Source organism: Plantactinospora endophytica (assembly GCF_016862915.1).
GTDB classification, from domain to species: Bacteria; Actinomycetota; Actinomycetes; order Mycobacteriales; family Micromonosporaceae; genus Plantactinospora; species Plantactinospora endophytica.
Genome location: NZ_BONW01000029.1, coordinates 22,023 through 34,932, shown reverse-complemented (window position 1 = coordinate 34,932; position 12,910 = coordinate 22,023). Strand labels below are relative to the sequence as shown.

Annotated in this window: 14 protein-coding genes; 6 read left to right on the top strand and 8 right to left on the bottom strand. The window is 72.8% G+C overall.

The genetic code is table 11. The annotated features are described in order from the left end of the window. Positions 1-184 precede the first annotated feature (184 nt). Positions 185-1,231, bottom strand: coding sequence for an SMP-30/gluconolactonase/LRE family protein (locus Pen02_RS28315; RefSeq protein ID WP_239141419.1), 1,047 nt, complete (start codon positions 1,229-1,231; stop codon positions 185-187). Positions 1,232-1,324: 93 nt separating this feature from the next. Beyond that, positions 1,325-1,846, bottom strand: coding sequence for a winged helix-turn-helix transcriptional regulator (locus tag Pen02_RS28310; protein WP_203869181.1), 522 nt, complete (start codon positions 1,844-1,846; stop codon positions 1,325-1,327). Positions 1,847-1,949: 103 nt separating this feature from the next. Between Pen02_RS28310 and Pen02_RS28305 the strand changes: the two genes are divergently transcribed. The 4 genes from Pen02_RS28305 to Pen02_RS28290 all read left to right on the top strand — a co-directional run bounded on the left by Pen02_RS28305 (position 1,950) and on the right by Pen02_RS28290 (position 4,753). After that, positions 1,950-2,897 carry an MFS transporter gene (locus tag Pen02_RS28305; RefSeq protein ID WP_203869180.1) on the top strand — a complete coding sequence of 316 codons (948 nt, stop codon included), beginning with the start codon at positions 1,950-1,952 and terminating at the stop codon, positions 2,895-2,897. A gap of 30 nt (positions 2,898-2,927) precedes the next feature. After that, a complete protein-coding gene (locus tag Pen02_RS28300; protein ID WP_203869179.1) occupies positions 2,928-3,338 on the top strand; it encodes a hypothetical protein in 411 nt (136 codons plus the stop codon). Positions 3,339-3,426: 88 nt separating this feature from the next. Then, positions 3,427-3,915 carry an NUDIX domain-containing protein gene (locus Pen02_RS28295; protein WP_203869178.1) on the top strand — a complete coding sequence of 163 codons (489 nt, stop codon included), beginning with the start codon at positions 3,427-3,429 and terminating at the stop codon, positions 3,913-3,915. Between the two features lie 208 nt (positions 3,916-4,123). Beyond that, complete coding sequence (locus Pen02_RS28290; protein WP_203869177.1) at positions 4,124-4,753, top strand: DedA family protein; 630 nt, start codon at positions 4,124-4,126, stop codon at positions 4,751-4,753. 111 nt (positions 4,754-4,864) lie between these two features. Here the strand turns inward: Pen02_RS28290 and Pen02_RS28285 are convergent, their stop codons facing one another. The 6 genes from Pen02_RS28285 to Pen02_RS28260 form a co-directional block, all read right to left on the bottom strand. Further along, a complete protein-coding gene (locus Pen02_RS28285; RefSeq protein WP_203869176.1) occupies positions 4,865-5,329 on the bottom strand; it encodes a hypothetical protein in 465 nt (154 codons plus the stop codon). 117 nt (positions 5,330-5,446) lie between these two features. After that, the gene (locus tag Pen02_RS28280) at positions 5,447-6,079 is read right to left on the bottom strand and encodes a LysE family translocator (protein WP_203869175.1); all 633 of its coding nucleotides are present in this window, start codon (positions 6,077-6,079) and stop codon (positions 5,447-5,449) included. A 127-nt stretch (positions 6,080-6,206) separates the two neighbouring features. Then, on the bottom strand, positions 6,207-7,607 hold the full coding sequence (locus tag Pen02_RS28275) for a glycoside hydrolase family 10 protein (RefSeq protein WP_203869174.1): 1,401 nt from the start codon (positions 7,605-7,607) through the stop codon (positions 6,207-6,209). Between the two features lie 700 nt (positions 7,608-8,307). Next, entirely contained in the window at positions 8,308-8,847 is a 540-nt protein-coding gene (locus tag Pen02_RS28270; protein ID WP_203869173.1) for a GNAT family N-acetyltransferase, read from the bottom strand. A 122-nt stretch (positions 8,848-8,969) separates the two neighbouring features. Next, positions 8,970-10,367, bottom strand: a complete 1,398-nt coding sequence (locus Pen02_RS28265) for an RNA polymerase sigma factor (protein ID WP_203869172.1) — start codon at positions 10,365-10,367, stop codon at positions 8,970-8,972. Positions 10,368-10,617: 250 nt separating this feature from the next. After that, entirely contained in the window at positions 10,618-10,974 is a 357-nt protein-coding gene (locus Pen02_RS28260) for a YciI family protein (RefSeq protein ID WP_203869171.1), read from the bottom strand. Between the two features lie 115 nt (positions 10,975-11,089). Between Pen02_RS28260 and Pen02_RS28255 the strand changes: the two genes are divergently transcribed. Both Pen02_RS28255 and Pen02_RS28250 read left to right on the top strand, forming a co-directional pair. Next, positions 11,090-11,920 carry an NAD-dependent epimerase/dehydratase family protein gene (locus tag Pen02_RS28255; RefSeq protein ID WP_203869170.1) on the top strand — a complete coding sequence of 277 codons (831 nt, stop codon included), beginning with the start codon at positions 11,090-11,092 and terminating at the stop codon, positions 11,918-11,920. Between the two features lie 238 nt (positions 11,921-12,158). Next, the gene (locus Pen02_RS28250) at positions 12,159-12,767 is read left to right on the top strand and encodes an ArsR/SmtB family transcription factor (protein ID WP_203869169.1); all 609 of its coding nucleotides are present in this window, start codon (positions 12,159-12,161) and stop codon (positions 12,765-12,767) included. The last annotated feature ends 143 nt before the right edge of the window (positions 12,768-12,910 follow it).

Genomic DNA, 12,910 nt, shown 5'->3' with positions numbered 1-12,910 from the left:
AACGGCCAGTTTATGCCAGATTGAACTCCGTCATCACGCGTCGCCCACCTGTGTGGACGCCGGATCGAGCGGGCACGACACGACCACCGAACGGGGGTCAGGGTGACCGCCGGACGGGGGACAGTGTGACAGCCGTACGGGGGTCAGCGCGACCCGTACCCGGGGGTCGGCGCGGCGGAGCGGATCAGGCGTGGTCGATGGCCGGCGGTACGGCGTCGACCGGCATCCGGTAGATCCACACCGGGTAGTCGACGCTGGAGCTGCCGCCGGCCAGTCCCGGGGTCCGGTTGAGCTGGGCCGCCGGGATCCAGAGCTGGCCGGTGCCGTCCAGCCACATCGCGTCGCCCCAGACCAGCCGAGGGTCGGCGACCAGGGTCTGGATCCGCCGGTCGAGGTCGATCGCCAGGATCCGTCGCCGGTCGACGTCGCTCAGGTAGATGATCCCGGCCGCGTCGATCGCGGTACCGCCGGTGGTCGGGGTGTCCACCCACGGCTCGACCTGCTGGGCGACGACCTCCGGCGGGATGTCCGGGTCGTCGAGGCAGCGCGTCTCGATCCGGTGCAGTGGCCCGGAGGCGGGCTGGTAGTAGAGGTACCGGCCGTCCGGCGAGACCTCCAACTGGTCGGCGTGGATGCGCAGCTCCCGGCCGTGCGCGTCGCGGAGCATCTCGCCGTCGGCCCGGAGTGGGCGCCGGGCGACGGTGCTGGCGTGCCCGTCGAGCACCCGACGACACGCCCCGGTCGACAGGTCCAGCACGATCAGCCCGGGTGCGCCGGCATCGGTGAGGTAGGCCGTCCGGCCGTTGAACCGGACGTCGTCGACGTAGCTGTTCGGCCGCAGTGCCGGGCCGAGGTCGTGGATCCGGACCACCGTGGCCGACTCCGGGTCCACGACGATCAGCCTCGGACCACCGGGTACGACTGGCAGCCCGGGGCCGGGGCTGCCGGCGTCGACGATCCAGAGGTTGCCGTCCGGCCCGATCCGCAGCCCGTTCACGTGCACGAAGGCGCCCTCGGGGTCGAGGTGGTCGCGGACCTCGTTCCAGGCGGCGTCGGGAAAGGGGACGATCCGGCCGTCCGAGATGATCTCCCCGACCTGGACCCCGGGCCCGTCGGCGGACGGGAAACTGACGAACACCCGCCCGTCGCCGGTGGTGGTGACGCCGGTGCAGACCCGGTCGATCGCGGTCACCGGGCGCAGTCGGGGATTCTCCTGGATGGTGGGGCGCACGTCGCCGAGCCTATCGCCGGACACGCCCCGCAAAGTCCCTTTCATACCTACCCGTCGTGCCGACTCGTCGCCGATCCGACCCGGCCGGACGGCTCAGAACAGCGGTTCGAGCAGCCGGCGCGGCGTACGCAGCGCCTGGGTGACCGGGTCGTCCCGCAGGTCGGATTGGGCGCCCGGACCGGGCCGCACCTCGATCTCCTCCGGTGGCACGAGCCGGCCGCACCGGCCGCAGGTGCCGGTCGGTTCGAGCAGGGTGTCGCAGGTGGCGTGCGCGAACAGTCGTCGGGGACCGATCGTGGACAGGTGCCGGTCGCCCCACTGGACCAGCGGGAAGAAGACGCTCCACAGCTCCCGGCCCCGGGCGGTCAGCACGTACTCGTGCCGGGGCGGGTTGTCCGAGTAGCGCTGTCGGGCCAGTACGCCGGCCTCGGTCAGCGTACGCAGCCGCTCGGCCAGTACGGCCCGGGGAATGTCGAGGTGGGCGAGGAAGTCGGCGTAGCGGCGTACGCCGTAGAAGGCGTCCCGGACCAGGAGCAGCGTCCAACGCTCGCCGAGCAACTCCAGCGCGCGGGCGAACGAGCAGTCCTGTCGCTCGTAGTTCTTTCCCAGGGCCACGCCCCGATGCTATCCGATAGTCAGTTCGGTCAACGAATCTAGCTGGTAGTCTTTCGGTTCGTTGACTGAACCATGGGCGTCGGGCCCAACCATGGAGGTGGAGATGGCGACGGTGGCTCCGGCCGTACCGGAAAATCGGGCCGGCTCCCGGGACACGACGACGCTGATCATGGTCTGCGTCGCCACGCTGCTGGCCCTGATGAACTACACCGCCCCGATGACGGTGCTGCCGCAGACGGCGACCGGCCTCGGTGCCGGACCCACCGCCCAGGTCTGGCTGCTCAACGGGATCGTGCTCGGCCTGGCCGCCACCCTGCTGGTCGCCGGCAGCGTGGCCGACAACCACGGCCGGCGGCGGGTCTTCCTGGCCGGCACCGCGCTGCTGGCCGTCGGCAGCCTGGGCTGCGCGGTCGCCCAGGACCCGGTGCTGTTCACCGCCGCCCGGGTGGTGCAGGGAATGGCCAGTGCCGCGATCATCGCCGCCGGACTGGGCCTGCTCGGGCACGCCTTCCGGTCCGGACCGGACCGGACGAAGGCCACCACCCGGTGGGGCGCCACCCTCGGCGCCGGGATCGCGCTCGGCCCGATCGTCTCGGCCGGCCTGACCGACCTCGCCGGCTGGCGGGTGTACTACCTCGTCGGCGCGGTGCCGGCGGTGGTCCTCGTGCTGCTCGGCGCCCGGCTGCTGGCCGAGTCGCGGTCGGCCCGGTCCCGCCGGATCGACTGGCCCGGCACCGCGACCCTGGCGTCCGGGCTCACCCTGCTGCTGGTCGCCTTCACCGCCGCCCGCACCGGCTGGCTACGTGCCGGAGTCGGCCTCCCGCTGCTGCTCGGCGTCCTGCTGCTCGGGGCGTTCATACTGGTCGAGCGGCGCAGCCGGCAACCGATGCTGGAACTGGCGCTGTTCCGCTCGCCGATGTTCCGGCTCTCCACCCTCGGTGGCCTCGCCACCGGGCTCGCCGTGATCGGCCCGATGAGCTTCCTGCCCACCCTGCTGCAACGGACCATGGGGCTGGGGCCGTTGCGCACCGCACTGGTCTTCGCCCTCTGAGCCGGTACGTCGTTCGTGGTCTCGTTGCAGATGCGGCGCTTCGGCGCCGGCCGGGCGCTGTGGCGGCAACTCGTCCTCGGGCTGCTGCTGGCCGCCGCCGGTGACCTCGCGCTGCTCGGGCTGACCGCCTCCGGCACCTGGTGGCGGGCGCTGCCGGGGCTCTTCGTGGCCGGCGTCGGCAGCGGCGTGCTGAACGCCGCGCTGGCCAGGCTGGCGGTGGAGAGCGTGCCGGCCGACCACGTGGCGATGGGCTCCGGGGCGAGCAACACCGCCCGGTACGTCGGCTCGGCGCTCGGCCTCGCCCTGGTCGTCTCGATCGCCTCCGGCGGGCTCCGGCTCGGCGACCCGGCCGACGTGGCGGTCGGCGCCGGAGCGGTACTCGCCGTCCTCGGTGCCGCCGTCGCGGCAACCCAGCGCCGCCGCCAGCCCCTGCCCGGCTGACCCCTGGCCTCGCCCGTACCTCCGCCGGTCCGTACCTCCGGTCCGGACCCGACCGCGCCCGGGCCGGGTGTCGCCTACCGTGGCGTACATGCCGATGCCGCCGTACGTTGCCCGGCTGCGTGCCGCCGTCGGGTCGGAACTCCTGCTGCTGCCCTCGGCCTCGGTGCTGCCGGTCGACCCGGCCGACCGGCTGCTGCTGGTACGCCACCGTGGGCACACCGACGGCTGGGGACTGGTGGGTGGCGCCGTCGAGCCGGGCGAGTCACCGGCCGAGGCGGCGGTACGGGAGGCGCGGGAGGAGATCGGGGTCGAGGTACGGCTGTGCCGGCTACTCGACGTACTCGGTGGACCGGACTTCGAGGTGACCTATCCGCACGGCGACCGGGCCGCGTACGTGACCGCCGTCTACCAGGCGGAGATCGTCGACGGGACACCGCTGCCGGACGGCGACGAACTCGACGACGTCGGCTGGTTCGACCGGGCGGAACTCGGCACCCTCACGCTGAGCCGGTTCGCCGGGGCCGTACTCCGGGCCGTCGGCTGGTACCCCGATTCGGCGGGTCGGTCGGAGCGCTAGTCCGGGCATTTCCGGCATCTCGGGGCATTTCCTCGGGCACGATGGCCGGGTGCGACTCGCCTCGGCCGGAACGCCCGCCCGCCGCCGGCCGGGGTCCGGCCCGGTGCGCCACGCCCCGCGCCCCGTGCCCCCCGTCAGGACCCGGGGCCACCGGTGCGGCCCCGACGCCCGCCGGTCGACGACCGGTACCGGCTGACAGGCGGCCCGGGTGGACGGCGTCATCGACACCCTCGCCTCCCTCTCCGGCTGGGCCGCGCTGCTGGTGGTCGGCGCGCTCGCGTTCGGCGAATCCGCCGCGTTCGTCGGGCTCTTCCTGCCCGGCGAGACCGCACTGCTGCTGGGCGGTGCGCTCGCCGCGACCGGCCAGGTGAGCCTGCCGGCGATGGTCGTCGTCTCGACCGTCGCCGCCATCGCCGGAGACAGCGTCGGCTACGAAATCGGGCGCTGGACCGGCCCGCCACTGCGCCGCAGCCGCCCCGGCCGCTGGATCGGCGAGGAGCGCTGGACCCGGGCCGAGCGGTTCGTGGCCCGGCACGGACCGCTGGCGGTGCTGCTCGGGCGGTGGGTCGGGGTACTCCGCACCCTGGTGCCGGCGCTGGCCGGGATGAACCGGATGCCGTACCGCCGGTTCCTGCTCTTCAACGCCCTCGGCGGGGCGGGCTGGGCGACCGCCGTGGTGCTGCTCGGCTACCTGGCCGGCGCCTCCTGGCGACGGCTGGAGAACCATCTCGGCGAGGCGGGGGCCGGGTTCGCCGCCCTGGTGGTGATTTGCCTGGCCGCGTGGTGGCTGTTCCGGCGACGGCGGCGCCGCCGTGCGCGCGGCGGCGCCCGGCCCTGACCCCCGGCGGCAGCGGGCAGCACCCGCACGACGCCGCCGACAGCGGCGGGACCGGGCGCCGGTAGCGGGGGCGACTCGATGTGGTGGAGGCGGTGGGGATCGGGTGGCGGCTCAGTCCGCGTGCAGCCAGGGGGAGGCGGCCACCACGACGCCGTACAACAGGTGGTCGGCGAGCAGGGCCAGCGGTTCGCGACCGCCGTGCCGGCGCTGGTCGACGCCGAGCAGCGGTGCGATGCCCGCCTCGAAGACCGCCCAGAACGCGAAGCCGTAGACCGGGCCGGTCCAGGGCTGCCGGCGGAGCCGCCGGGGCAACACGCCGAAGAGCATCCCGCCACCGGCGCCGTACGCCCAGTGCAGCAGCTCGACCAGGGCCTGCCGGCGGTCCACCGGGATCCGGCGGAACAGCCCGGGTGCGGTCTTCCGCAGTACCTCCTCCGGCGGGACCCGTTCGACCAATCCGAGACCGGTGGTCACCTGCCGGAAGCCGGACATCGCCATCGCGGCGGCGCCACCCCGGGCGGCGCCCCGCAGCGCCGCTGTCGAGGCCGTGCCTGGCCGACCTGGTTCGGTCCTCACCCGGGCTCCTCTCCGTGCCGGCGAAAGCGTGCCCCGCGAGCCGGCGCTCGCCTGGCAGCTACCCGGGCGGAAGCGCGGGAAACCCGCCGGGCACGGCCGGGCCGGACCCGGACCGGCTCACGGTTCGACGGCGAGTCGTACCCCGAGGCCGATGAAGATGCCCCCGGTCGCCGCGTCGATCCGGCGGCGTACGGCGACCCGGCGGCGCAGCCAGCCGCCGATCCGGCCGGCGAAGATCCCGACGGCACCGTCGACCAGGAACTCGAACCCGACCAGGATGGCGCCGAGGATCACGAACTGTAGCCAGACCTGCCCCAGCTCCGGGTTGATGAACTGCGGCAGGAACGCGATCGTGAAGGTGACCATCTTCGGGTTGAGCAGGTTCGTCAACAGCCCACTCAGGTACGCCCGGCGGCCGGACAGCCCCCCGCCCCCGGTCGGCAGCTCGGCCTGGGCGTCCCGGCGGTGCCGGATCAACTGCACTCCCAGGTAGATCAGGTAGGCGGCGCCGACGATCCGGACCACCGCGAACGCGGTCGGGGCCGCCGCGAAGAGCGCGGCCAGTCCGACCGCGGCCACGGCCACGTGTACGGCCTCGCTCGTCGCCACCCCGGCGGTGGCGAGCAGTCCGGCCCGGGAGCCGCCGCGCATCCCGCAGCCCAGCACGAAGAGCATGTCCGGTCCGGGGGTGACCATGGCGACGATCGTGGTCAGGGTGAACGCCAGCAGCAGGTGTTGGTCGATCGGCATCCCGGGATCGTTGCACCCCTCGGACGCCACCGCCGCCGCTTTTCCCACCTCGCGGTCGGCGGACGGAGCCGGACAGCAGGGTGCGGAGGACCGCAACGGTCCTCCGCACCGGTGTGCCGTGGGTCGGTCAGCTCGCGCTACAGGTGGGGGACATGCCGCTGCCGCTGCCGGTGCCCTGGAAGCCGAACTCGGTCGACTGTCCGGCGGCGATCCGGCCGTTGTAGCTCACGTTCGTGAACGTGACGGCACCGCTGTTGCCACTGCGGTTCGCGCTCCAGGCATTGGTGACGCTCGCGCCGGAGGGCAGCGTCATGCCGACCGACCAGCCGTTGGTGCCCGACGAGCCGGCGGTGACCCGTACGGTGGCGACGAAGCCGCCGTTCCACGAATTCAGCGACACCGTGGCCGAACAGCCGCCCGGTCCCTGCGTCGGCGGGTTGGTGGGCGGGCCGGTCGTCGGCGGGTTGGTCGGGTTGCCCGTCGGCGGCGTGGTCGGCGGGTTGGTCGGGGTGACCCCGTTGTTCAACGCGCTCAGCGTCGCGTCGTACGCCGCCTTCTTGTTGCCGTTGCAGTCGAAGAGCAGCGGGGTGCCGCCGCTACGCCACGAGTCGCAGTCCCGTACGCCCCAGACGGTGATGCCGGTGCACCGGGCGACGGCGAGGCAGTCGTTCACCACGTTGCGGTAGGTGTTCGCCTGGGTGGTGCCGGAACCCTCGATGTCCAGCTCCGTGATCTGCACGTCGACGCCGAGTGCCGCGAAGCTGGAGAGCGTGGTGCGGTAGTTGCTCGGGTACGGCGAGCCGCTGTTGAAGTGCGACTGGAGGCCGACGCAGTCGATCGGTACGCCACGGGACTTGAAGTCCTGCACCATCCGGTACACGGCCTGGGTCTTGTCCCAGGTCCAGTTGTCGGTGTTGTAGTCGTTGTAGCAGAGCTTGGCGGTCGGGTCCGCCGCGTCGGCGGCCCGGAAGGCGGCCTCGATCCAGTCGTTGCCGGTGCGCTGGAGGTTGGAGTCGCGGCGGGCACCGCCGTTGCCGTCGGCGAACGCCTCGTTCACCACGTCCCAGGAGTCGATCTTGCCTCGGTAGTAGGTGGCGACCCGGGTGACGTGGTTGAGCATGGCGGAACGCAGTGCGCTACCGGACATGTTCTGCATCCAGCCCGGCTGCTGCGAGTGCCAGGCCAGAGTGTGGCCGCGGACCTTCCAGCCTCGGCTGGTGGCGTGGTTGACGATCCGGTCCGCGTTGGTGAACGTGAACTGGTTCTGCTGCGGCTCGGTCGCGTCGATCTTCATTTCGTTTTCGGGCGTGATCTGGTTGAACTCGCGGTTCAGCACCGTCGTGTAGACGCTGTCGCTGAGCTTGTTCGCCGCCACGGCCGCGCCGAAGTACCGGCCGCCCCGCTCCGCCGCCGACGCGCCGAGCGTCGTCGCGGCGTTGGCGGAGGAGGCGAAGGTGAGTGCCGCACCGGCGGCGAGTACGCCGACCGCGAGCGAGACCAGCGCGGCGCGCGGACCGGGTCTCGCCATCAGGCGTCTGGGGTCAGGGACGGTCTTGTTGCTCATGGTCTGTTGCCTCTCGGATCCGGGTAGGGATGGTGGGGTGTCGTCGATTCGCCCGTCCGCTGTGGTGCCGGCTCGGTGGACGGTGTGGTGGGGATGAGCGGCCGAGGACGGCCGGCGCCCGGACGATCTCGGCAAGCCCGGCGCCGAGGTGGGCGTGGCGCCGGGCATCGTGGTCGGAGCGACGATCACGACGTACGGCGCCAGCAGGGGCGTTAGCCCGTCTCACGGACATGGGACTCCGTTCGGGGCACTCAAACCTTACCGCTGTATCGACAGAACTCGATTTCAGGAGGCTAACGGAAAGATTCCGAAACTTCAATCTGGCTCACTCTAGCCGCATCGACGTCGGTGACGATATGCCTGAGCTGTCACCGGCGGCCCGGCCGTCGTCGGATCCGGGGTCAGCTACTGGTCATGACCTGTTCGACGGCGATGGGTACCGGTGTGGGTACGGGGCGACGCAGCACCGAAACTTTTCGACAACGGGTTACGCCTGCCGGCATCGTCCGGCCTGAAGTGGTATTCGCCGATCGCGATGGATGGTGCCCAATCGCGGCTATCCGGCCGGAGTGCGTACGCGGGCTCCGACAACTTCTTCCCGGGCGGTCAGCTTCTTGTCGGGCGGGTCAACTCTCCCGGGCGGGTCAGCCTCTTCCGCAGCGGGTCAGTGGCGGAGTTCGTGCGCGAGCGCCGCGTAGACGTACTCGCTGCCCCAGCGTCCGTCGTAGCGGTCGTTCTCGACCAGGTGCGCCTCGCGGCGCATCCCGAGCCGCTCGCAGACCCGGATCGACCCGGCGTTCTCGACGTCGAGCCGGGCGAACAGCCGGTGCACGCCGAGCCGGTCGAAGGCCACCGCCGCCAGGGCCCGAGCCGCCTCGGTGGCGTAGCCCCGGCCCTCGTACGCCGGGTGCAGGACCCAGCCGATCTCGGCCTGGGCCGCGCCGGCGTTGTCCAGGGTGAGGATCACCTCGCCGACGATCTCCGGTGCGTCGTGCCGGCGCACCGCCAGGACCAGTGCGTCACCCTTCCGCTCCCACCGGGTGGCGTCGGCGATCCGGGTGATGAGCCGCGCGCACTGCTCCCGGCTCCGGGGCGGCCGGTAGAGGTACCGCGCGACACTCGCCAACCCCTGGTACGCATACATTCCGTCGACGTCGTCCGGCGTGAACAGCCGCAGGACCAGGCGGTCCGTGCGGATGGGCAACGGTGCGAGCGGCGGCGCAGGTGGCGTCGACTCTCCGGGCGGCGTCGACTCTCTGGGCGGCGTTGGCTGTCCGGGCGGCATGGACTCTCCGGTCGGCGAGACGGCGGAGGTCCGACCCTACGTCACAGGTCGGCCGGCCCGGCGAAATTTTCCGGTCCGACGGAGTCATCCCGTCCGGCGGGATCGTCGGGTCCGGCGGAACCTGCTGGTCCGGTGGAAGCTGCGGGTCCGGCCGGCCGTCCGGGTCCGGGTCCAGGTGGGCCGGTTTCGGCGGCGATCTCGGCGAGGCGTCCGCGCAGGAACGCCCGTTCCGGCTCGTTGCCCACCAGGTCGAGGGCCCGGCGGTACGCCACCGCGGCCTCTTCGCGGCGGCCCAGCCGGCGCAGCAGGTCCGCCCGAGCGGCGGGCAACAGGTGGTACCCGGCCAGCCGGTCGTCCCGGTCCAGCACGTCGAGCAGCCGCAACCCGGCCGTCGGACCGTCCCGCATCGCCACCGCCACCGCCCGGTTCAACTCCACCAGCGGTGACGGCGCCACCCGGGCCAGTACGTCGTAGAGCGCCACCACCTGCGGCCAGTCCGTACCGGCCACGTCCATGGCCTCGGCGTGCAGCGCGGCGATCGCGGCCTGCACCGCGTACGGGCCGGGTCGGCCGGTCAGCGCCGCCGGTACCAGCCGCCGTCCCTCCTCGATCAGGTCGCGGTCCCAGAGCGTGCGGTCCTGCTCGTCGAGGAGTACGAGGGCGCCGTCGGCGGTGCACCGGGCGGCCCGGCGGGAGTCGACAAGGAGCAGCAGGGCGAGCAGCCCGGCCACCTCCGGCTCCCGGGGCAGCAACCGGTGCAGCAGTCGGGCCAGCCGGATCGCCTCGTCCACGAGGTCGGCCCGGACGAGTCGCGGGCCGGCGCTCGCCGCGTACCCCTCCGTGAAGATCAGATAGATCACCCGGAGTACGCCGGGCAGCCGGGCCGGCAGTTCGGCGGCGTCCGGCACCCGGAACGGAATCCGGGCGGCCCGGAGCTTCCGCTTCGCCCGACCGATCCGCTGCGCCATCGTCGGTACCGGCACCAGGAACGCCCGGGCCACCTCGGCGGTACCGAGCCCGGCCAGGCAGCGCAGGGTCAACGCGATCTGCGCTTCGCCGGGCAGCGCCGGATGGCAGCAGGTGAAGAAGAGTCGCAGCCGCTCGTCCGGTACGTCGCCGTCCTGCTCCGCAACGGCTGCCGCCGGCTCGTCCCGGACCGCCTCCGCCTGCATCACGGCCAGCCGGGCGGCGTAGCCACGGTCCCGGCGGAGCCGGTCGACGGCTCGGTGCCGGGCGGTGGTGAGCAGCCAGGCCGCCGGCCGGCTCGGCACACCCTGGACGGGCCAGCGCCGGAGGGCGGCCTCGATCGCGTCCGAGGCGACCTCCTCGGCGAGATCCAGGTCGCCGAACTGCCGGACCAGGCTGGCGAGCAGCCGGCCGTGCTCCTCCCGGAACACCCGTTCGACGGTGTGCACGGCCGACCGCTCGTCACCGGACACCGCTATCCGCCACCCTTCCCGGTCGCCGCCCTGTTCCCGGTCGCCGCCCCTGTGACGCGTGTCGTGCCGCTCCCGGGTGCCGTGCCGTTCCCGGGTGCCGTGCCGTTCGCGGTCGTTGTGCCGTTGGTGGTCGCCGTGCTGTTCGCGGTCGTCGTGGCGTTGGTGGTCGCCGTGCTGTTCGCGGTCGTCGTGGCGTTGGTGGTTGTCGGGCCGTTGGTGGTTGTCGGGCTGTTGGTGGTCGTCGCTGCGGTCACGGCGCCTCGAACTCCTGGATCGGCCGAACCTCGATCTTGCCTCGCAGGGCGCCGGGGCAGCGGGCGGCCCAGCCGATGGCGGCGTCCAGGTCCGGCAGGTCGACCAGGTAGTAGCCGGCGAGGATCTCCCGGGTCTCCGCGAACGGTCCGTCGGTGACGGTACGCTCGCCACCCCCGCCGAGCCGCACCGTCGTCGCCGTCTCGGTGCCCTGCAACGCATGGCTGTCGAGCAGCGCCCCCGCGTCGGCGAGCAGCTTGTCGTACGCCCAGTAGGCGTCGATCTCCGCCTGGACCGCCTCCGGTGCGGTCGGGTCGTCGGTCGGGTCGCCGTAGATCAGGAACACGTACTTCACGCCGTTCTCCTCGCTGTCGTCGTGCGCAGCGGCCTGCTGCACAGCATGACGACGAACGGGTCCGGCCCGGAACGACAGCCGCGCCGATTTTTCCGCCCGGGCAGAGAATGGTGCGATGCGTATTGCGGTGACCGGTGGTGCGGGGCACGTCGGGCGGTCGGTGGTCGCGCACGCGCTGGCCGAGGGGCACACCGTGGTCGAGATCGATCGGCCGTCGGCCCCGCACGCCGACACCGACCCGCCGGCCGGACTGGTACGCCGAAGCGCCGACGTGACCGACTATCCGGAACTGCTCCGGGCGCTGGACGGCTGCGACGCGCTGGTGCACCTGGCGGCGTACCCGAAGCCGGGGGACGAGCGCGACCACGTGGTGCACAACCTCAACGTCACCGCCAGCTACAACGCGCTGCGGGCCGCCGCCGAACTCGGCATCTCCCGGCTCTGCCTGGCCTCCAGCGTCAACGCCGTCGGCGGCGCGTACAGCCGGAGACCGCGCTACGACTACTTCCCGGTCGACGAGCGGCACCCCGGTTACGGCGAGGACCCGTACAGCCTGTCGAAGTGGATCGGCGAGGTCCAGGCGGACGGCTTCGCCCGCCGGTACGACCACCTGAGCATCGCCAGCCTGCGGCTGCACGCCGTACGACCGACCCGGCCGGTGGTCCGGCCCGAAGCGCGGTACGCCGACCTCGCCGCCCGCGAACTGTGGGGGTACACCCTGGCCCGGTCGGCGGCCCGGGCCTTCCTGCTCGCCCTCACCGCCGACTTCTCCGGGCACGAGGTCTGCTACGTGGTGGCGCCGCGCACCACCAGCGGCATCCCGAGCGAGGAGTTGTGCCGCAGGCACTATCCGGACGTGCCGATCCGTGGCGACCTCGGGGGTAACCGGGGGTTTTTCGACTGTGCGAAGGCGGAGCGGCTGCTCGGCTGGCGCCACGACGAGTAGGCGGCGGCCGAACCGGATCCGCTGCACGGGCTGGAACGGGACGCGGTCGAGGTCGGCCAGATCGAGGTCGGCCAGATCGACGACGTTGTCGGTGTCGCAGCCCGCCGTGCCGCCGGTTCGGGGAGAACCACGCCGCGCCCCCGTCGGGAGCGTCGCGTCCCGGTCGCGCGCGGCCGCTCGGCTTACCGACAGCCTGTCTTTCCTTGACAAGAAGAGTTGTCGGTGCCAGGCTGGGACCATGCACGACATCGCAGTGATCGAGGATCCGGCGGCGGCCGAGGCGTCGCTCGACCCGATCCGGGCGCGGCTGCTCGCCGAGCTGGCCGAGCCTGGATCGGCCACGATGCTCGCCACCCGGGTCGGCCTGGCCCGACAGAAAGTCAACTACCACCTGCGCGCGTTGGAGCAGCACGGGTTGATCGAACTGGTCGAGGAGCGCCGCAAGGGCAACGTCACCGAGCGGGTGATGCGGGCCACCGCGGCGTCGTACGTGATCTCCCCGACCGCGCTCTCCGCCGTGCGCCCCAACCCGGACCAGTCCCCGGACCGGCTCTCCGCCCGATGGCTGCTCGCCGTCGCCGCCCGGCTCGTCCAGGACGTGGGTACGCTGATCACCGGCGCGGACCGGGCCAGGAAACGGGTCGCGACGTTCGCCGTCGACGCCGAGGTGCGGTTCGCCTCGGCGGCCGACCGGGCCGCGTTCGCCGAAGAGCTGGCGGCGACCGTGACGGCGCTGGTCGGGAGGTACCACGACGAGTCCGCGTCCGGCGGTCGTGACCACCGCGTGGTGATCGCGCTGCATCCGAGCGTCCCGGCCGACTCCGGCAGCGCCGCACCGGCCGGGTAACTCCCGGGCGGACCGGTCCCGCGCCTCCCGCGCCGTCCGCGCCGTCCGCACCTTCCGCCCGTCCGCACCTTCCGCCGCCCCGCCCGTCCGTGCGTCCGTGCGTCCGTGGCGGACGAGACATTTCCGCAGGCCCGTTGCGACGG